Source organism: Flavobacterium pedocola (assembly GCF_053764385.1).
Window position 1 is genome coordinate 425,849 of sequence record NZ_JBSNCR010000001.1, and the last position, 19,516, is coordinate 445,364.

Below are 19,516 nucleotides of genomic sequence, written 5' to 3' on the forward strand. Positions count from 1 at the left end.
TTAATTTAGATTAAGAAATTTCATAAAAAAAAGCTGCGGTTTTAGGCACAGCTTTCTTTGAAAATAGTTGGTTGCTTAGTTGGAACGCAATGCGTTTACAGGATGTGTGATGTCTGATCCCAATCGGTTCTTGACAGACCAGTCTCCTGTTATGATTCCATCGGTATTGATGGAATTCCAAGTAACGTGTATTGTGATTTTTTCGCATTCCGAAACACTTCCTTTTATTTTAATGATTCGGTTTGTACTGCCACCAGGTGTTGATTGTGATACCTCTAAATTACCTCCCGTTACTGTAACGATGGCATTGGTACCAACAAAATTGGTTAATCCTCCCTGGATTTTAATGTAATCGTAATCACTGTTAGCAGTAAAAGTGTAAACAGCTTCTTTGGTGTCTCCGGATGCCAGTACATCTCCGGTAAACTCTGTCTCACAACCATCATTGCAAACACCGATCAGATTGTAATCTACGACAAATTTTGCAGGTGGTCCGTTGCCGGCAACTTCCAGTACAAAAGATTCCAGATCACAGGCTTCCCAACCCGAAGGAAGAGGATAAGAATAAGTTGCCCAGGTGTTTGCTGCCACTGATCCTGCAGTCCATACCGATACGCTGTTTTTTAGTAAATCTGCCCAGCCGTTCGTGCTTTTGGCCATGACTACAAAATGCGTTTCTGTGTTGTAATACTTAACCTCGATAGTTTTTGTGCGGTTCCCCCAATTAATAACTTTTGATTCTGAATTTTCAAAATACGGTCCTCCGGGTACAATGCATTCTGAATTACAATCGCCTGCTCTGGCAAGGGTTTGTGACGATTTGTCAGATGTAACATTGGTTTCGATGCTCTCTTCCGGCTGACAGGCCGTTAACATGAAGAAGCAAACACTCAGACAATAAATAGCCACACTACTGTTGGAGTAATTAATTTTTTTCATGATCCAGTATATTTACTTGTTAATAAGTATGTTAAAAATATTTCAATTTCTCCTGAAATCTTATTTTATTGTGGTTTTTTCGTTGATAATAAGGGTTTTAGCGACTAAAAACACAAAGTGTTATTTTTTGTAGATGATCGTCAAATTTGACCGATGAAAAGCAATTCGGTTTGCGACGGCCTAAATATCCAGGTACTGAATTAGTAGATTAACAAAAATATCGTACATTTACACCCCAAACACAACACTTCAATATGAGTCAAAAAGTATTGCTCACTTCAAAAGAAGTCAATATCATTCTGCATCGTTTGGCCTGTCAGTTAATCGAAAAACATCTCGATTTTTCAAACACTATTCTTATCGGAATCCAGCCTCGCGGTAAATATTTAGCCGAAAGAATCAAACAGCTTTTAGAGCAGGATTACAATATTAACAGTATTCAGCTTGGTTTTCTGGACATTACCTTTTTTAGGGATGATTTCAGAAAAAACGAAAAACCGCTTGAAGCCAACAAAACCCAAATTGATTTTCTGGTAGAAGACAAAAAGGTGGTTTTCATAGACGATGTGCTGTATACGGGAAGAAGTATCAGAGCTGCCTTAACGGCGATCCAGTCTTTTGGAAGACCTTCAGGAATTGAGCTTTTGACCTTGATCGACAGAAGATTCAGCAGGGATTTACCGATTCAGCCGGATTATCGCGGAAGACAGGTAGATGCCATCAACAACGAAAAAGTGATTGTGAACTGGAAGGAAAATGACGGGGAAGATCAGGTGCTTTTGGTAGCGAAAACAACAATCAACTAAGAATACAACAACACAACATACAATGAAGGATTTAAGTGTCAATCATTTACTTGGAATAAAATACATCAACAAAAACGATATTGATTTAATCTTTGAAACCGCAGATCAGTTTAAGGAAGTAATCAATCGTCCGATCAAAAAAGTACCGTCTTTACAGCACATTACCATTGCTAATATTTTCTTTGAAGACAGTACAAGAACCAAACTTTCTTTTGAATTAGCCCAGAAACGACTTTCTGCCGATGTCATGAGTTTTTCAGCGGCACAGTCTTCTGTAAAAAAAGGGGAAACCTTAATCGATACGGTGAACAACATCCTTTCGATGAAAGTGGATATGGTGGTAATGCGTCATAAAAACCCGGGAGCGGCTTATTTTCTATCCCAAAACGTAAAAGCAAGTATTGTAAATGCAGGAGACGGCGCACACGAACACCCGACTCAGGCTTTATTGGACAGTTATTCTATAAGGGAAAGACTTGGTGATGTAGGAGGAAAGAAGGTTGTAATCGTTGGAGATATTCTTCATTCACGTGTGGCTTTGTCAAACATCTTCGCTTTACAGATGCAAGGTGCTGAAGTAATGGTTTGCGGGCCTAAAACACTAATTCCGAGATACATTGAATCTCTAGGTGTGAAATACGAGCCAAATCTTCGTAAAGCCTTGGAATGGTGTGATGTAGCAAATATGCTTCGTGTTCAAAACGAGCGTTTGGATGTAAATTACTTCCCGTCCACAAGAGAATATTCCCAGCAATATGGTGTAGATAAAGCCCTTTTGGATTCTTTAAACAAAGAAATCGTAATCATGCACCCGGGACCAATTAACCGTGGAGTAGAAATTACTTCTGATGTAGCTGATTCTCAACAGTCTGTGATTCTTAATCAGGTAGAAAATGGGGTGGCAGTTCGTATGGCGGTTATTTATTTGCTGGCGCAGAAGATTAAGTAAGTTAGCAGTCACAGTTTTCGGTTTTCAGTAACCTCCTAAAGTATTTATTTATCTAAGATTTTAAAATAATATGAGATTTTCAATTTTAGCAGTTTTCATTATTTTAATCACTTCCTGTAAGAACTCAACTAATGAGAATCTTTCCGGATTACAGGCTTCAACTGAAATTGAAACTGTGAAAAACGAAAATTATGAACTGTTTAAAGTTGCCAATTCAAAAGGAACGCTTGTTTTGTTTCCGGGTTATGGACACGTAGCTGCGGATTCTAAAAATGAATATAACATCATTGACTTAGCTGAAAAGAATGGTTTTTCTGTGCTGTACATGAGTTTTAATCAGCATGTTTTTTTAAGAGACGATGAAAAAGCATCTTTAGCTAAAGAAATGGTTTCTATTTTTGAAATCAATCAGCTTTCTTTTGAAAATAGCTATATCGGAGGCTTTTCCAGCGGTGGAAATGTGAGTCTTTTGTTATCGGATTATCTGATAAAAACGAAAAGCAAAATTCAGCCTAAAGGCGTTTTTATAGGAGATTCGCCTGTGGATTTACTGAAAATCTATCAGAATTGCGAAAAAAACATCGCGAAAAATTTCTCTGAAGAAACTGTTGAAGAATCGAAATGGATAGTTGGCGATTTTAATGCTAAAATAGGTAGTCCAAAAAGTGGAATTGAAAAATACGAGCAAGTTTCACCCTTTACTTATCAAACGGGAAATATTGAAAATCTATCCGCTTTAAAGAATACTAAAATTAGGCTTTATACGGAACCGGACGTAGCTTGGTGGAAAAAAGACAGCGATCAAAGTTATGAAGAAATGAATGCCTATTCCATTGAAAAACTTTCACAGGAGTTGAAAAAGCAAGGCTTTTCAAGTGTTGAGTTGATTCAGACCAAAAACAAAGGATATCGTGCCAATGGAGACCGTCATCCGCATTCCTGGTCAATTATAGACAAGGAAGGCTTAATGAAGTGGATGTTACAATAAAATTGATTTGTGAAAACTGAAAATCATCTGTACCTTAGCAACTCAGCCATTCAGCAACTAACCCATGAAAGTAGAAAATAAAGCACACACCACAATACTTAAAGATACCGAAGGTAATATTTCGGAATTTCTGCAAAAGGTTACCAATCAGTATGATGAGTTCAAAGAGCGCAATCTTGTTTTGGATATCACCCAAGATAAATCAGTAGACATTAAAGGGATTAAGGCCTTTTCCGATTTGTCTAAAAAGCATAAAAAAGCTAAAAAATCATTCGTAATCGTTGCTGAAAATATCGATTTTAATGATGTTCCGGCCTCTATGTTGGTGGTTCCGACATTATTGGAAGCACACGACATGATTGAAATGGAAGAAATCGAACGCGATTTAGGATTTTAAATTAGTAGGCAGTCCCAGTTTACAGTATTCAGAAACTGCGACTGAGAACTGCGACTGAAAACTATACCAATGAAGCTCACCATACTTGGCTGTTACGCCGCGACTCCCAGAACGATCACGAATCCGACTTCACAGGTTTTGGAAATGAAAAACCGTATGTTTCTCATTGATTGTGGTGAAGGAACTCAGGTACAGCTTCGCAAGAATAAAATCAAGTTTTCAAAGATCGAGCATATCTTTATTTCGCATTTGCACGGGGATCATTTTTATGGTTTGGTAGGACTTATTTCGACCTTCATGTTACTTAACCGTCAAGCGGATTTACACGTTTACGGACCTAAAGGGATTAAAGAAGTAATCCTTCTACAATTAAGATTATCAAATTCTTACACTGGTTATAATTTATATTTTCATGAATTGGAAAGCAAGGAAAGCGAAACCATTTTTGAAGACGATAAAGTGCTGGTAAAAACCATTCCGTTGAAGCATAGAGTTTATACAAACGGCTATCTTTTCATCGAGAAAAACATCGAACGCAAACTAAATATTGATGCGATTTTAAATCACGACATCGATGTGGTGTATTACAACAAAATAAAATACGGCGGCGATATTACGTTGGAAGACGGAAGAGTAATTCCCAATGAAAAACTCACGTTCGATCCGGAACCTGCAAAGAGTTATGCCTTTTGTTCCGATACGGTTTACGATGAAAGTATTGTTCCGATAATTGAAAAGACAACTGTTTTGTATCACGAAAGTACTTTTTTGGATTCTGAAGAACATCTGGCGGAAAAAACGATGCATTCTACCGCAAAACAAGCCGCAGCCATTGCAAAGAAAGCGAATGTTGAATTGTTGGTTTTAGGCCACTATTCTACACGATACAATTCAATTGAACATTTTAAGACGGAAGCGGAAACCGTTTTCCAGAATATTCTCCTGGCTGATGACGGCAGGGAATTTGAATTCTAGAAGAAATACAACCTGAAAGGGTTTAAAAAAACTCAATACCTTAGTAACTCAGAACCTTAGCACCTTCAAAAATGTCCGATTTAAGCAATTACCGAAAATCTTACGAGAAAAGCGAACTCCTGGAAACCAATATTCCGGAAGATCCGATCAATTTGTTTCATAAATGGTTTTATGAGGCTGAAGAGTTTGGTGCTGAAGGAGAAGTGAACGCCATGACTGTTTCAACCATTGGACTGGACGGTTTTCCAAAGGCCAGAGTTGTTTTGCTTAAAAAGTTTAACGAGGAAGGCTTTGTGTTCTATACTAATTATAATTCTGAAAAAGGTAAAGCCATCGCAGAAAACCCAAATGTCTGCCTGTCATTTTTTTGGCATTCCATGGAAAGACAAGTAATTGTTAAAGGTGTTGCCGAGAAAACCTCAACGGTAGATTCTGATAATTATTTTAGCTCCAGACCGGACGGTAGTAAATTGGGCGCAATAGTTTCCCCGCAAAGTGACGTTATTCCTTCCAGAGATTTGCTGGAGAATAACCTGAAAAACCTGGAATCTGAATTTCAAAACAAAGAAATTGAACGGCCTCAACACTGGGGTGGCTATTTAGTTAAACCAGTTTCGGTTGAGTTTTGGCAGGGCAGGGCGAACCGTTTACATGACAGAATCCGCTATACAATTTCAGACCAATATGATTGGAAAATTGACAGATTATCTCCTTGATTACCAGTAAATTAGCTTTAAATGTTAAAATTTTGTGCATTTCGTCGATTTAATTTGCAGTTAATCGAAATTGATGTACATTTGTCTCGTTATCAATTAGTTACGAAAAAATAATTGGTAGCGAAGCAATAACATTTAAATTTTAATTTATGAAAGTATCAACAATCTTCCGCCCCTTATCGATCATTGTCCTACTTATCACTTTTGCTTCTTGCTCTTCAGAAAGTACTGAGGATTCATCTCCTGCCAATTCATCGGAATATGTTATCAAAAATAACTATACCTATTCTCAAATCGAATTGGACATCTTAAACCTTGTAAATGCTCATCGCGCCGGATTAGGTTTAAATCAATTAGAGAAAATCAATCATATTTCGAATGTTTCAGAAGAACACGATCAGTATATGATTGCTAACAATACATTATCGCACGCCCTTTTTGCCCAAAGAGAAGATAATTTACGCGCTACAGTGGGAGCACTGTCAGTAGGAGAGAATGTTGCTTATAACTATTTAACAGCACAATCTGTAGTAACGGCCTGGTTAAACAGCCCTTCGCACAAAGCAAACATGGAAGGGAATTATACCCACTGTGGTATATCGGTAAGAGCCAATGCAGATGGAAAGTTATACTTTACCAACATCTTTATCCGCAAATAATCGAGTTAAAAATATGTGTTTAGTTTCTGGGTTATGGATATAATCCTAAAAAGAAAAGTCCCGAAGTAACGCGGGACTTTTTTATTTAATGAATTGTATAAAAATGAATGAAACACTATTCCATACTTAAGATGATAAACTCACTTCGTCTGTTTTTCTGGTGATCTGCTTCTGAACAAGGAACACCGTCCGAACAACCATTAACAAGTTGTGTTTCCCCAAAGCCTTTTGCAGTTAATCTGCTTGCTTCGATACCGTGTTTAATCATGTACTGCATGGTTGAATTAGCTCTTCTGTCTGATAAACGTTCATTGTATTTATGTGTTTGACGACTGTCTGTATGCGAGCGGATATCCACTTTCATTTTCGGATATTTCTCCATTACAGCTATGATTTTTTCTAAATCTACAGCTGCATCCGGACGGATATTCCATTTGTCTAAGTCGAAATAAATAATACTGATATCAAATATTTTAGCTAAATCGGTACCTGCATCAATAGGATGAACTTTTTTATCTAAAGCAATGTCTGCTCTTGATTCGCCTGATTTTAAAGGAATGGAAACGCTTACTTCGTTGGTTTCGTAATCCTCTTTTTCGGCTCTCACATAGTATTTTTTATCACATTCAATGTTTTCAGTGAATTGATAATTACCGTCTTTATCCGCTTCTACCGCTTCAAGTAATTCCATATTGGAATCAAATAATGATACTTTTGAACCCGGAAGTACTGCTGTTGTTGCTTTGTCGGTAATTGTTCCTTTAAGCAATTGTTCGCAGACATTTTCTTTGAATTTGTAAATGTCGTCAGAACCAACACCGCCATCACGGTTAGAAGTTACATATCCGATATGACTTTTTGGATTTACGATATATCCGAAGTCATCTTTCACGCTGTTTACCGGTGCTCCTACATTTTTAATTGAAGTAAAGCTTCCGTCTTTGTTCATTTTGGATTCGAAAACATCCAGTCCGCCAATCCCCAAATGATCGTCTGAAGAGAAATACAATACATTCTTTTCAGTAATATAGGGAAAGGTCTCGCGCAGGGGAGAGTTGATGTCTTTTCCCAAGTTTTCAGGTGCTCCGAAAGTGCCGTTTTCGTTAATGGCCACACGATACAAATCTGATTCCCCTACACCTCCTGGCATATCAGAAGCGAAATAAAGCGTTTTCTCGTCTGCACTCAAGGCAGGGTGGGCCACACTGTAATTATCGCTGTTAAAAGGAAGTTCTTTAATATCGTCCCATTTTCCGTCTTTTAAAGTGGCTTTGTACACTTTAAGCTTATTGATCTTGTCGTCACTTTTTCCTTTTTTCCCTTCATTAAAATTATTTCGGGTAAAGTAAACAGTGTTGCCGTCTTTTGTAAAAACCGGTGTTGCTTCGTGAAATCTGGAGTCCAGTTGGTCTGAAAACTCTTTGGCATCACTAAGTTTACCGTCTTCTGCGACAGTTGCTTTGTACAGGCTGGTAAAATATTGCCCTGTCCAATTGTGTTTTCTCTGGAAAACTGCACCGTTAGCGCGGGCCGAAGCGAAAATCAGTTCGGAACCTTTGAAAATCGAACCGTAATCGGAAGCTTCTGTGTTGATACCGGAATCTTCCAAGACATAACGGTCAGATCCTCTTCGCAGTTCATCAAGATAATTTTTATTGTTTTTCAAAACATCACCAACCGGATTGTTGGTCTTCTGGTAGAAATCCATTAAAAATTTGTCTGCTTCAGCATTTTTGCCATTTGCTTTCAGAGCCTGTGCATAGCGGAAATAATATTGAGGTTCAACATCATTTGTCATTGCGAACAGCTCTGCATACCATCTTTCGGCTTTGTCGTATTCACCGTTGAAATAATAGGAATTACCTAATTTCTGAAATAAATCTGCCGATTTGTGTCCTTTCTCTGCTACCTTTTCGTAAATTTCTATTGCATCAATATATGCATATTTGTCATATTTTCTATCAGCAGTAGCCATTCTTCCCAATTGGGCGTATGCACTTCCAATGCTTAAAAAGGTAAGTAGAATTATAGCTTTAATTTTCATAACATTGATTTTAGAAGAAACGAGGAGTTAGCATTTTGGAATTGTTGAACAATTCGAATCGTAAGAATATCTCATGCGATCCTGAGTTGTAATTTTCCAATTGAGTAGTTTCCATATCATAAGCATATCCTACGAATATTGAATTTGATATCTGAAAGCCTGCCATCGCACTCCATGCAGCGTCCCATCTGTAGGCCGCTCCAAGAGTTAATTTCTCATAAATTAAGAAGTTCAATGAACCGTCAATCTGAAGTGGGGCGCCTTCTACAGCTTTAGTCAAAACAGACGGTTTCATTTTTAAATTGCTTCCTAAATCGAATACATAACCGGAAATGAAATAATAATGCAATTTTTCCTGAGTGATTGAAATTGAATTATCTTCATAATGTTTAGATTCAAAAAAGTTTGGTACTGAAAGACCTGCGTAGAATTTATCGGAATATAAATATACGCCTGCACCAACGTTTGGACTGAAATCATTTTTTAAATCCTGAAAATGTGGATCGCCTGCGTGTTGCGGATTCAGTTTTGAAACATCTATATTAAAAAGATTTGCTGTTCCTTTTAATCCGAAAGCGAGTTTATAATCTTCAGACATTTGAATAAAATAGGATACATCAGCCGAAATTGCGTTTTCTTCTGCCGGACCTATCCTGTCATTAACCACGGATAGTCCTATACCGAAACTTGAATCACCTATTGGGGTGTTAAGCGAGAAGGCATTAGTTGTAGGAGCACCATCAAGTCCAACCCACTGGGTTCTGTGTAAACCGAACACACTAAATACCCCTCTAGAGCCGGCATAACCAGGATTTATATTAACAGTATTGTACATATACTGAGTATATTGTGAGTCTTGTTGAGAATACCCCATCATACTAACTAATCCTAAAACGAGTGTTACTAACTTTGTTTTCATCGTTACTAATTTAAATTAATTTTGCAGTATATGAGAATTATCTGTTTAAATATAAATATCCAGATCTATCGTGCCAGCCAACATCATCTCTGTATTTCAGGATGTAGAAGTACGTTCCATCAGGTAAATCTTCATTTTTGTTGAACGTTGCACGTCCTTCGGATTTACCTCTAAATGCCACAGTGTCATTGTTATAGTTGTCAGCTTCGTAAACCAGGATTCCCCATCTGTTGTAGATTTGCACATTGTTATCAATGTAGCAGTCATCAGTAATGTTTTCGATATTGAAAACTTCGTTTAGGGTATCGTTATTAGGAGATACGGCATTGTTGATCTCTAAAGAACGACAGGCTAACACATTACAATCATCAACCACATGAATATAAAACTGGATTTTTTGAGGACAAGCCGCTTGTTCGGCAGTCAGGATATAATTTATGGTGTAATATCCCGGTTGTAATCCTGTTACATTCATAGTATCGGTTTCGTTGTTTATCAAACTGTTTAATAAAGCATTTAACTCTGGATTATTTTCCATACCACCGGACCAGGTTCCGTCAGGATCTGTACCCGGATCAAGTAAAGACATTAAGTTGAAAGCTACGTTGGCAGTATCATTACTACATAGATCCGGATTGTCAGCATCAAAGTAATCCGCTGAAGTTACATGGATAACCTGAGTAACGATTGTAATGTTTCCACAAGCATCTGTTGCAGTCCATGTTCTGATTAAATCATAAGTGACAGCATCGCCATTTTGTGATTCATTCTCAGCATGTTCTTCGAAAACAACAGTAACTTCACCACCGCAATTATCGGTAAACACCAATTCTGGAGCAGGAGGGATGTTTGAACAAGGCGCTGTTAATTCTGAAGTAATCTCAGGACTGTAAGTTGGAGCTGTTTCATCATTTACAGTGATTGTTTGTGCAATCGATGAAGAGTTACCGCAAACATCAGTAAATGTCCATGTTCTTGTAATCACGAATGAATTAGCACAATCTCCCTCTTGAATACTGTCTACAGGTTCTGCAGTGATAGCTCCGCTACAATTGTCGTTTGCTGTTAATGCAACCGGTCTTGGAACTTCTCCTGCACAGGAAACGGTTAGGTTTGCCGGTGCTTCAGGAAGTACTGGTGCTATTTCATCAGAAACAGTTATAGTTTGACTTACTGAAGAACTGTTACCGCAAGTATCTGTGAATGTCCATGTTCTTACAATAACATAAGAGTTTGCACATTCTCCTAGACCTGCTTCGTCGGTTCCCTGTACTGAGATCTGACCACTACAATTATCCATTGCAGTTAATGTTGGCATTGTCGGTACTTCAGAACCACAGGATACTCTTATATCAGCTGGAGCTTCAGGAGCAACCGGAGGTATAGTATCGCTTACAGTTATAGTTTGTGAAACAGATGATGTGTTACCACAATTGTCTGTAAAAGTCCATGTTCTTGTAATTACATAGGAATTAGGACAATTTCCTTCCACAATGCTGTCTACACCGGAAACACTGATTTCAGTGCTGCAATTATCAGTAGCTGTTAAAGTAACCATTGCTGGTACTTCGCTTCCACAAGATACTGTTACATCAGCCGGAGCTTCAGGCAGTGCAGGTGGCGTTTGGTCGGATACAGTTATGGTTTGTGAAACAGATGAGCTGTTGCCGCAAGCGTCCACAAATGTCCAGGTTCTTGTTACCACATAAGAATCGGTACAGTTTCCTGGTGTTACACTGTCAGAACCTTCAACTGTAATTGCACCGTTACAATTATCAGTAGCTGTTAAAGTAACCATTGCAGGTACTTCACTTCCACACGATACGGTGATATTAGCAGGAGCTTCAGGAACTGCCGGAGCAATTTCATCGGAAACGGATATAATCTGTGATACTGATGAAGTGTTGCCACAAGCATCTGTAAAAGTCCATGTTCTGGTAACTACGAATGAATTAGGGCAGTTACCTTCTGTAACAGTGTCTACACCTTCTACTCGGATATTGTCGCTACAATTATCAGTAGCTGTTAAAGTAATCATTGGAGGCACATCGCCGGCACAAGAAACTGAAACGTTTTCAGGTGCTACCGGAGGTACCGGAGGTGTATTGTCAATCATTGTAATAACCTGTGATACTGATGAACTGTTTCCACATTCGTCTGTGAAGGTCCATGTTCTGGTGATTATGAAAGAATTAGCACATTCACCTTCTACTGCAACATCATTACCTGAAACCGAAATCAATCCGGAACAGTTATCCTGAGCATTCAGAATGATGTTGTCAGGAATTCCGTCACTACAAGAAACGGTAATATCAGCAGGAGCCTCTGGAGCTACAGGAGGAATATTATCATTAACAGTGATGGTTTGTGATACAGAAGAACTGTTACCGCACGCATCAGTAAATGTCCATGTTCTTGTTACAACATATGAATTAGCACAATTTCCTTCAGCAATACTGTCAACACCTGCAACGGTAATTTCACCTGCACAGTAATCATTTGCTGTTAGCGAGATCATTTGAGGAATCTCACCGCCGCAGGATACTGTAACATCTGCAGGAGCTGTCGGAGCTACTGGTGGAACATTATCATTTACAGTAATGGTTTGAGAAACGGATGAACTGTTTCCGCAAGCATCAGTAAATGTCCATGTTCTTGTTATGATGAAAGAATTCGGGCAATTTCCTTGTACAATGCTGCTAGAGTCCAGTGAGTTAATTACTCCACTACAAGCATCGTTTGCTGTCATGGAAACCATTGGAGGAACATCAGTCATACATGCTACTGTAATGCTAGCAGGAGCTGTCGGAGCTACCGGAGGAATATTGTCATTCACTGTAATAGTCTGTGATACTGAAGCTGAGTTTCCGCAAGGATCTGAGAAAGTCCAGGTTCTGGTAATCACAAATGAGTTAGGGCAATTTCCAGGAACTGTGCTGTCAACTCCCTGTACAGTGATTTGGCCGGAGCATGTATCGCTTGCAGTCAATGAAATCATTGGCGGCACTTGGTCACTACAAGATACAGTTACATTTGCCGGAGGCGTTGGTAAAACAGGACTTGAAGCGTCATTCACATTAATTGTCTGACTTACAGATGAAGTGTTACCACAAGCATCCACAAAAGTCCATGTTCTTGTTACAGTGAAACTTCCGGAACAGCTTCCGCCAGTCATGGCATCTGAACCTTGAACTGTAATAGGGCCATTACAGGCATCATTTGCAGTTAGAGAAATCATTGGAGGAATATCTCCACTACAGGATACTGTTACATTTGCAGGAGCCTGAGGTGGAACCGGAGCTGTAATGTCCTGAACATTAATAGTCTGAGATCTTGTAGAAGTGTTTCCACAAGCATCAGTTGCAGTCCATGTTCTGGTCACAGAGTAAGAACCGGCACATTGTCCGTCGGTTCTCACGTCGTTAAAAGTCAACGTGAATGCTGAACCACAATTGTCTGTAGCCGTAGCCTGAGCGAATTGCGGAACGGCAGGACAGTTAATGGTTGACGGTGCTGGAAGTGCAGCAATTACCGGAGCAGAAATATCCTGAACGTTGATAGTTTGTGAAGCTGTTGAAGCGTTTCCACAGGCATCAGTTGCAGTCCATGTTCTGGTCACCGAGTAAGAGCCGGCACATTGTCCTGGTGTAGTCACATCATTAAAAGTCAACGTGAATACTGAACCACAATTGTCTGAAGCCGTAGCCTGAGCGAATTGCGGAGTAGCCGGACAGTTAATGGTTGACGGTGCAGGAAGTGCAGCGATTACCGGAGCAGAAATATCCTGAACGTTGATAGTTTGTGATGCTGTAGAAGAATTTCCGCAGGCATCAGTCGCTGTCCATGTTCTAACTACAGTATAAGAACCGGCACATTGTCCGTTGGTTCTCACATCGTTAAAATTCAACGTGAATGCTGAACCACAATTGTCTGAAGCGGTAGCCTGAGCAAATTGTGGAACTGCAGGACAGTTAATGGTTGACGCAGGAGGAAGTGCAGCGATTACCGGAGCAGAATTATCCTGAACGTTAATAGTCTGAGATCTTGTAGAAGAATTTCCACAGGCATCAGTTGCAGTCCATGTTCTGGTCACTGAGTAAGCACCGGCACATTGTCCTGGTGTAGTCACATCATTAAAAGTCAACGTGAATGCTGAACCACAATTGTCTGAAGCCGTAGCTTGAGCGAATTGCGGAGTAGCCGGACAGTTAATGGTAGACGTTGCAGGAAGCGCAGCGATTACAGGAGCAGAAATATCCTGAACGTTAATAGTCTGAGATCTTGTAGAAGAATTTCCACAGGCATCAGTCGCAGTCCATGTTCTGGTCACGGAGTAAGCGCCGGCACATTGTCCTGGTGTAGTCACATCATTAAAAGTCAGCGTGAATGCTGAACCACAATTGTCTGTAGCCGTAGCCGTAGCAAATTGCGGAACGGCAGGACAGTTAATGGTTGACGGTGCTGGAAGTGCAGCGATTACCGGAGCAGAAGCATCCTGAACGTTAATAGTTTGAGATGCAGTTGAAGTATTTCCGCAGGCATCGGTTGCTGTCCATGTTCTAACTACAGTATAAGAGCCGGCACATTGTCCTGGTGTAGTCACATCATTAAAAGTCAATGGAGCTGCACCACAATTATCTGAAGCCGTAGCCTGAGCGAATTGCGGAACTGCCGGGCAGTTAATGGTTGACGATGCAGGAAGTGCAGCAATTACAGGAGGAGTTGTATCATCAATGCTGATAATTTGAACATCGGAGCCTGAATTTCCACAAACATCTGTTAATCTGAAAGTACGGGTAACTACAGTCGGACAGGTTCCTGAGGCAGCATCCTGATAAGTGATTGTAGCTATAGCAGAGGCATCGGTATAACTTCCGCCTGCAGCAGTAAATTGTTGCAGGGTAATCACAACTGGTGAAGTGGAAAAAGCCAAATAGCCTTGTCCTCCAATAGCAGAAGTACCGCAGCCTTCAAGTGATAAGTCATTCGGTGCCGTAACAACCGGATTGGATACATCTCCTGTACCGATTACGAAACTTTGGCTTTTAATACATCCGAAAGCATCGGTTACTGTAATAGTATAAGTTCCGGGACTAAGTCCTGAAAGATCTTGTGATGTTGCACCTGTATTCCAGGAATAAGAATACGGAGGCGTTCCACCACTAACACTTACATCAATCGAACCATTACTGTTTCCACTACAACTTGCAGCGCTTACATTACCAGTAATAGTAATTGGTGCCGGAGGTGTAATTACCTGAGTAAAAGTACTAACTAAATGAGTCGGTAAATTGGAATCTGTAACCGTTAAAACGACTGTGTACGGGCCACCCGGATACGGGAAGTTGTGCACCGGATTAGCCTGTGTGGAAACCGGAGAACCATCTCCAAAATTCCAGGAATAGGAGTAAGGAGCCATACCACCTGTAGTTTCATTGTCGAAAGTCACAGTTGAGGTATTTCCGGAAGTACAAACGCTATAAGTATACTCGACTGCCAATGGAGCAACTATAGTCATACAGTTACTGAATTCACATTGTGATCTACTAAAAGTGCTACAGTCATAAGATGACAGTTCCGGATCGTTGGCATTACCATTGGTTTTCCAAACTACCAGAATTCTGCATAACGACATCTCCTGGCCACAAGTCCAGGTAAAGGGTCCGTAAATCAAACGTTGTCCTGCACCGGGCATAACATTTCCCAAATAAGCATTGATAGGAGTAACAACTCCGTCAATGGTTAGATCTGCAAAGATTCTCGTTTGTGTGATATTACTATTGGAATTTGAGGTGTAATCCAACATAACATACATCTGTTGTGAAACACCCGGTGTACAGGTTGTGTTACCTAGTGGTACACCATTAACATCGGTTAAACTCAAAAAAACCTGATCCAGAGTATAATTGTTAGAAGTACAATTAAAATAGTCTTCATAGTAGTTTGGTGCACTACCACAAAGTCTTAAGTCCGGTTTTTGAGGAGTAAACTGAGAAAAAACGTTGTTAATTCCAATAACGAAAAATAATAACAATAAGGTAATTTTTGGTTTCATGGACATTACTTTTTCAATTCATTTTTTATAATTCAATAAATAATCAGATATAATTTCCCTGACCGATGAACACGAATGAAATAGTGTGAGCATAAGTGCCTTGAGTGAGGACAAAGAAATTTACACAGCAAAAAATTTGTTGGAAAAAATAGAATTGAAAAATCCTGTTAATCAATAACAAGATTGCGTAACTAGTCTGAAAGAAAAAAAGAATTCCAAATACGAAGGAGTGGTATTTTCATATAAGGAACAGAATAGGTAAGAACTTCAGAATAGTGTTTCGATAATTTGTTAAGTCTAAATTATTCAATTAAAAAATTACATGGTTAACAATTGCCTCTATTTTCGATGAAAGTTGCTCTTTTATCCGTGAATTAACAATTTTTTGACAAATATTCTCTGGTTTTTCTGATTTTTTTTGAGTTACTTTATATATCTAAATTGTTGGTTATGAAAAATTTAATTCTTATTCGTCATGCAAAATCAAGTTGGGATGCTCCTTTAAAAGATATCGATCGGCCACTTTCCAAAAGAGGGATCGGTGATGCCCATATAACCTCTCATGCTGCTGATCAATTTCTGCCGAAATCCTTTATCGTTTGGAGCAGTCCTGCTAAAAGAGCCAAAGAAACTGCCATGATCTATGCCCAAAACCTTGCCATTCCGTTAGAGACTATTATATATAAAGACGATTTGTATACTTTCGATGAAAAAAGTCTTGAAAACACCATAAAAAACTGCGAAAACAAGTATGACAACCTAATTCTTTTCGGACATAATGAGGCTATCACAAATTTTGTTAATAAATTTGGAGATCATTACATAGATAATGTGCCGACTTCGGGGTTTGTAGCCTTAAAGTTTGAAGAAGAAGAGTGGAAGAACATACAAAGAGGGAAAATACTCAAAACGATTTTTCCCAGTCATTTAAAATCATGATCGTTACGCAGGAAAACAAGTATATAGACAGAGAAAAAAGTTGGTTAGCCTTTAATGCCAGAGTACTACAGGAAGCTGCAGACGAAAGCGTCCCTTTATTAGACCGATTGCGTTTTTTGGGAATTTTTTCAAACAATTTAGATGAATTCTTCAGGGTTCGTTATGCTGCCATTCGCCGTTTAAATTCACAGGGGATTTCCGGTGAAAAACTTTTAGGGGGAATCTCAGCAGAGCAGTTATTAAAAGACATTACCGAAATCGTTATCGAACAACAGTCGGAAAGTTTGCGTATTCTTAGCGTAATCGAGAAGATGCTTGAGAAAGAGAATATCTTCATCATCAACGAAAACCAAATCAATAAAGAACAGCAGGATTTCATTAAAGACTTCTTCATTCAAAGAGTTGGGCCGGAATTGATTACCATCATCCTTAATGATCTGGACGAATTTCCTTTGCTGAAAGACACTTCCGGTTATCTTGCCGTTAAATTGGTGATGAAACCGCAAACCCAGAACACTATTCTTTCGAAAATCCTTCAGAAGAAAGACGTTCGTTATGCGGTTATCGAAATCCCGAAGACGATCAACCGATTCGTGGTTTTACCGTCCAATTCTGATAAACAGTATATCATTTTGTTGGATGATGTAATCCGATACAACCTTCACAACATCTTCAATATTTTCGATTACGAGAGCATTTCAGCTCACATGATTAAAATTACCCGTGATGCCGAATTGGATATCGATTCCGATTTGAATAAAAGTTTCATGGAGAAGATTTCCTCGAGTGTAAAAGACCGACGAATAGGAGAGCCCGTACGATTTGTGTACGATCAATCTATTGAAAAAGACACACTTGCGTTTTTCTTAACCCGAATGGGAATCGATGCTACTGATAGTATAATTCCCGGTGGGCGTTATCACAATCGTCGTGATTACATGGATTTCCCGAATTTAGGGCGTTACGATTTACTTACGAAAAAAAATACACCGCTTCCCGTTCCAGGCCTGGATTTAGAAGGAAGTATACTCGAAAAAATAAAACACAAAGATTACCTGGTTAATGCACCTTACCAGACTTTTGCCTATCTGATCAAGTTCTTACGGGAAGCTGCCTTGGATCCAAAAGTGGTTTCCATTAAAATTACTTTGTACCGATTGGCGAAGAACTCACAGATTATCAGTTCCTTAATCAATGCGGCCAAGAATGGGAAGAAAGTTGTCGTTCAGATTGAATTGCAGGCGCGTTTTGATGAAGCCAGTAATATTTCTTATGCCGAAATGATGCAAACCGAAGGCATTGAGCTTATTTTCGGTGTAAAAGGCTTAAAAGTACACAGTAAAATATGTGTGATTGAACGAATGGAAGAAGGTAAGGTGAAACGTTACGGTTTGATTTCAACCGGAAATTTCAACGAAGCGACAGCAAAAGTATATACCGATGTTACGCTGTTTACCAGCCACGTTCAGATTATGCGGGATGTTTCGAAGGTTTTTGAGTTTTTCGATGTGAATTATCGTGTGTACCGTTACAAACATCTTTTGGTGTCACCACATTATACGCGTTCAAAATTTTACAAGTTGATTGATAGGGAAATCTCGAATGCCAATGCCGGAAAAGAAGCTTACATCAAACTGAAAATGAACAGCTTATCGGATTATAAAATGATTGATAAGTTGTACGATGCAAGCCGTGCCGGTGTGAAAGTTCAATTGATCATTAGAGGTATTTGCTGTCTGATTCCTGAAATTCCGGGTATGAGCGAAAATATAGAAGCGATCAGTATTGTAGACAATTATCTGGAGCATTCAAGGGTTTATATTTTTGCGAACGACGGTAATCCGGACGTATACATTTCTTCTGCTGATTTCATGGCCCGTAACTTAGATGCGCGTGTTGAGGTTAGTTGCCCGATTTACGACCAGGAAATTAAAAAAGAAATGCTGGAAACCTTTGAAATAGGGTGGAAAGCCAATGTAAAAGCACGACTACATTCCGAAAAACTGGACAATAAGTACCGAAAACAACCGGATCAGAAAATGTTCCGTGCGCAACATGAAATGTACAATTACTACAGGGACAAACTTGAGGTGATTGCAGAAAACATATAGATTGGAGTTTTCCAAATAACCACACGAGCGTTAGCGAACTGACGAAGTAAATAACCGAAAGAACGAATAACCGAATCATTAATGATTACAATCAAAAAATATGCGGCTATAGATATTGGTTCCAACGCCATGCGTTTGCTTATTACCAATATAGTGGAACAGGCCGGCAAAGAAACTCAGTTCAATAAAAGTGCCCTGATCCGTGTGCCGATTCGTTTGGGACAGGATGCCTTTACTGTTGGGGAAATTACCGATGAAAACATCGACAGGATGGTTGATGCCATGAAAGCCTTCAAACTGCTGATGAAAGTATATAAAGTAGAACGTTACATGGCGTGTGCTACTTCCGCTATGCGTGAGGCTTATAACGGAAAGGAAGTTGCGGAAATCATCAAGAAAAAAGCCGACGTTAAAATAGAGATTATCGACGGTAAAAAAGAAGCGGCGATTATTGCTTCTTCAGATTTACATCATTTCATTAAAACCGACGGAACGTATTTGTATGTAGATGTTGGTGGTGGCAGCACCGAATTCTCCTTGTTCTCAGAAGGGAAAATGGTGGCTTCCAAATCCTTTAAAAACGGAACGGTTCGTTTGCTGAACAATATGGTAAACGAAGTTGTTTGGCAGGAAATCGAGAAATGGATAAAAGCGCAAACCGAACCTTACGAGAACATTACTTTAATCGGTTCCGGAGGAAACATCAATAAGATATTCAAACTTTCCGGTAAAGCACAGGATAAGCCATTGTCGTATATTTATCTGAATGCCGAGTATCAAAAACTGAATTCCCTTACCTACGAACAACGAATCGCTGAGTTAGGTTTAAATACTGACCGTGCCGACGTAATCATCCCGGCTATGCGCATTTACCTGAATGCCATGAAATGGAGTGGCGCAAGAAATATCTATGTACCGAAAATAGGTCTTTCCGATGGTGTTGTTAAGGCGATGTATAATGGGAAAATTTAGTATCTTTTTAGGTTATAGAAGCATCTGTCAACAAAAGAATAGTAATA

The 19,516-nt window shown here is 39.2% G+C and carries 14 protein-coding genes; 10 read left to right on the forward strand and 4 right to left on the reverse strand.

Translation table 11 applies throughout. The annotated features are described in order from the left end of the window. Positions 1-75 precede the first annotated feature (75 nt). Positions 76-939 carry a hypothetical protein gene (locus tag ACWPKD_RS02040; protein WP_455411012.1) on the reverse strand — a complete coding sequence of 288 codons (864 nt, stop codon included), beginning with the start codon at positions 937-939 and terminating at the stop codon, positions 76-78. Between the two features lie 254 nt (positions 940-1,193). On the opposite strand from ACWPKD_RS02040, the gene pyrR reads away from it, so the two are divergent. The 7 genes from pyrR (at position 1,194) to ACWPKD_RS02075 (ending at position 6,429) form a co-directional block, all read left to right on the forward strand. After that, the gene (gene pyrR, locus ACWPKD_RS02045; RefSeq protein ID WP_455411013.1) at positions 1,194-1,745 is read left to right on the forward strand and encodes a bifunctional pyr operon transcriptional regulator/uracil phosphoribosyltransferase PyrR; all 552 of its coding nucleotides are present in this window, start codon (positions 1,194-1,196) and stop codon (positions 1,743-1,745) included. Positions 1,746-1,767: 22 nt separating this feature from the next. Continuing rightward, entirely contained in the window at positions 1,768-2,694 is a 927-nt protein-coding gene (locus tag ACWPKD_RS02050; protein ID WP_455411014.1) for an aspartate carbamoyltransferase catalytic subunit, read from the forward strand. A 70-nt stretch (positions 2,695-2,764) separates the two neighbouring features. After that, positions 2,765-3,682: a hypothetical protein gene (locus ACWPKD_RS02055; RefSeq protein ID WP_455411015.1), complete on the forward strand. Its 918-nt coding sequence runs from the start codon at positions 2,765-2,767 to the stop codon at positions 3,680-3,682. Between the two features lie 64 nt (positions 3,683-3,746). After that, a complete protein-coding gene (locus ACWPKD_RS02060) occupies positions 3,747-4,079 on the forward strand; it encodes a ribonuclease Z (protein WP_455411016.1) in 333 nt (110 codons plus the stop codon). A 69-nt stretch (positions 4,080-4,148) separates the two neighbouring features. After that, entirely contained in the window at positions 4,149-5,054 is a 906-nt protein-coding gene (locus ACWPKD_RS02065; protein WP_455411017.1) for a ribonuclease Z, read from the forward strand. 71 nt (positions 5,055-5,125) lie between these two features. Beyond that, positions 5,126-5,770 carry a pyridoxamine 5'-phosphate oxidase gene (gene pdxH / locus ACWPKD_RS02070; protein WP_455411018.1) on the forward strand — a complete coding sequence of 215 codons (645 nt, stop codon included), beginning with the start codon at positions 5,126-5,128 and terminating at the stop codon, positions 5,768-5,770. A 149-nt stretch (positions 5,771-5,919) separates the two neighbouring features. Further along, positions 5,920-6,429, forward strand: a complete 510-nt coding sequence (locus tag ACWPKD_RS02075) for a CAP domain-containing protein (protein WP_455410803.1) — start codon at positions 5,920-5,922, stop codon at positions 6,427-6,429. Positions 6,430-6,544: 115 nt separating this feature from the next. Here ACWPKD_RS02075 and ACWPKD_RS02080 read toward each other — a convergent pair whose 3' ends face one another. Genes ACWPKD_RS02080 through ACWPKD_RS02090 form a run of 3 tightly spaced genes read right to left on the reverse strand, consistent with a single transcriptional unit; the run spans position 6,545 to position 15,447 of the window. Further along, positions 6,545-8,473 carry an OmpA family protein gene (locus ACWPKD_RS02080; protein WP_455411019.1) on the reverse strand — a complete coding sequence of 643 codons (1,929 nt, stop codon included), beginning with the start codon at positions 8,471-8,473 and terminating at the stop codon, positions 6,545-6,547. Between the two features lie 10 nt (positions 8,474-8,483). Continuing rightward, positions 8,484-9,392 (reverse strand): PorP/SprF family type IX secretion system membrane protein, encoded by a 909-nt coding sequence (locus tag ACWPKD_RS02085; protein WP_455411020.1) that lies wholly within the window; start codon positions 9,390-9,392, stop codon positions 8,484-8,486. Positions 9,393-9,429: 37 nt separating this feature from the next. After that, a complete protein-coding gene (locus ACWPKD_RS02090) occupies positions 9,430-15,447 on the reverse strand; it encodes an HYR-like domain-containing protein (protein ID WP_455411021.1) in 6,018 nt (2,005 codons plus the stop codon). 450 nt (positions 15,448-15,897) lie between these two features. On the opposite strand from ACWPKD_RS02090, the gene ACWPKD_RS02095 reads away from it, so the two are divergent. The 3 genes from ACWPKD_RS02095 to ACWPKD_RS02105 all read left to right on the forward strand — a co-directional run bounded on the left by ACWPKD_RS02095 (position 15,898) and on the right by ACWPKD_RS02105 (position 19,469). Then, positions 15,898-16,386: a SixA phosphatase family protein gene (locus ACWPKD_RS02095; RefSeq protein WP_455411022.1), complete on the forward strand. Its 489-nt coding sequence runs from the start codon at positions 15,898-15,900 to the stop codon at positions 16,384-16,386. Next, positions 16,383-18,497 (forward strand): polyphosphate kinase 1, encoded by a 2,115-nt coding sequence (gene ppk1, locus ACWPKD_RS02100; RefSeq protein WP_455411023.1) that lies wholly within the window; start codon positions 16,383-16,385, stop codon positions 18,495-18,497. Before ACWPKD_RS02095 ends, ppk1 begins: the two co-directional genes overlap by 4 nt. Before the next feature lie 81 nt (positions 18,498-18,578). Further along, the gene (locus ACWPKD_RS02105) at positions 18,579-19,469 is read left to right on the forward strand and encodes a Ppx/GppA phosphatase family protein (RefSeq protein WP_455411024.1); all 891 of its coding nucleotides are present in this window, start codon (positions 18,579-18,581) and stop codon (positions 19,467-19,469) included. The last annotated feature ends 47 nt before the right edge of the window (positions 19,470-19,516 follow it).

Excerpts from the sequence above, each read along its gene's own strand:
- ACWPKD_RS02060 (WP_455411016.1), top strand. The coding sequence starts at position 3,747 with ATGAAAGTAGAAAATAAAGCACACACCACAATACTTAAAGATACCGAA.
- ACWPKD_RS02050 (WP_455411014.1), top strand. The coding sequence starts at position 1,768 with ATGAAGGATTTAAGTGTCAATCATTTACTTGGAATAAAATACATCAAC.
- ACWPKD_RS02105 (WP_455411024.1), top strand. The coding sequence starts at position 18,579 with ATGATTACAATCAAAAAATATGCGGCTATAGATATTGGTTCCAACGCC.
- ppk1 (WP_455411023.1), top strand. The coding sequence starts at position 16,383 with ATGATCGTTACGCAGGAAAACAAGTATATAGACAGAGAAAAAAGTTGG.
- ACWPKD_RS02085 (WP_455411020.1), bottom strand. The coding sequence starts at position 9,392 with ATGAAAACAAAGTTAGTAACACTCGTTTTAGGATTAGTTAGTATGATG.
- ACWPKD_RS02090 (WP_455411021.1), bottom strand. The coding sequence starts at position 15,447 with ATGAAACCAAAAATTACCTTATTGTTATTATTTTTCGTTATTGGAATT.
- ACWPKD_RS02065 (WP_455411017.1), top strand. The coding sequence starts at position 4,149 with ATGAAGCTCACCATACTTGGCTGTTACGCCGCGACTCCCAGAACGATC.
- ACWPKD_RS02075 (WP_455410803.1), top strand. The coding sequence starts at position 5,920 with ATGAAAGTATCAACAATCTTCCGCCCCTTATCGATCATTGTCCTACTT.
- ACWPKD_RS02040 (WP_455411012.1), bottom strand. The coding sequence starts at position 939 with ATGAAAAAAATTAATTACTCCAACAGTAGTGTGGCTATTTATTGTCTG.
- ACWPKD_RS02055 (WP_455411015.1), top strand. The coding sequence starts at position 2,765 with ATGAGATTTTCAATTTTAGCAGTTTTCATTATTTTAATCACTTCCTGT.
- pyrR (WP_455411013.1), top strand. The coding sequence starts at position 1,194 with ATGAGTCAAAAAGTATTGCTCACTTCAAAAGAAGTCAATATCATTCTG.
- ACWPKD_RS02080 (WP_455411019.1), bottom strand. The coding sequence starts at position 8,473 with ATGAAAATTAAAGCTATAATTCTACTTACCTTTTTAAGCATTGGAAGT.
- pdxH (WP_455411018.1), top strand. The coding sequence starts at position 5,126 with ATGTCCGATTTAAGCAATTACCGAAAATCTTACGAGAAAAGCGAACTC.
- ACWPKD_RS02095 (WP_455411022.1), top strand. The coding sequence starts at position 15,898 with ATGAAAAATTTAATTCTTATTCGTCATGCAAAATCAAGTTGGGATGCT.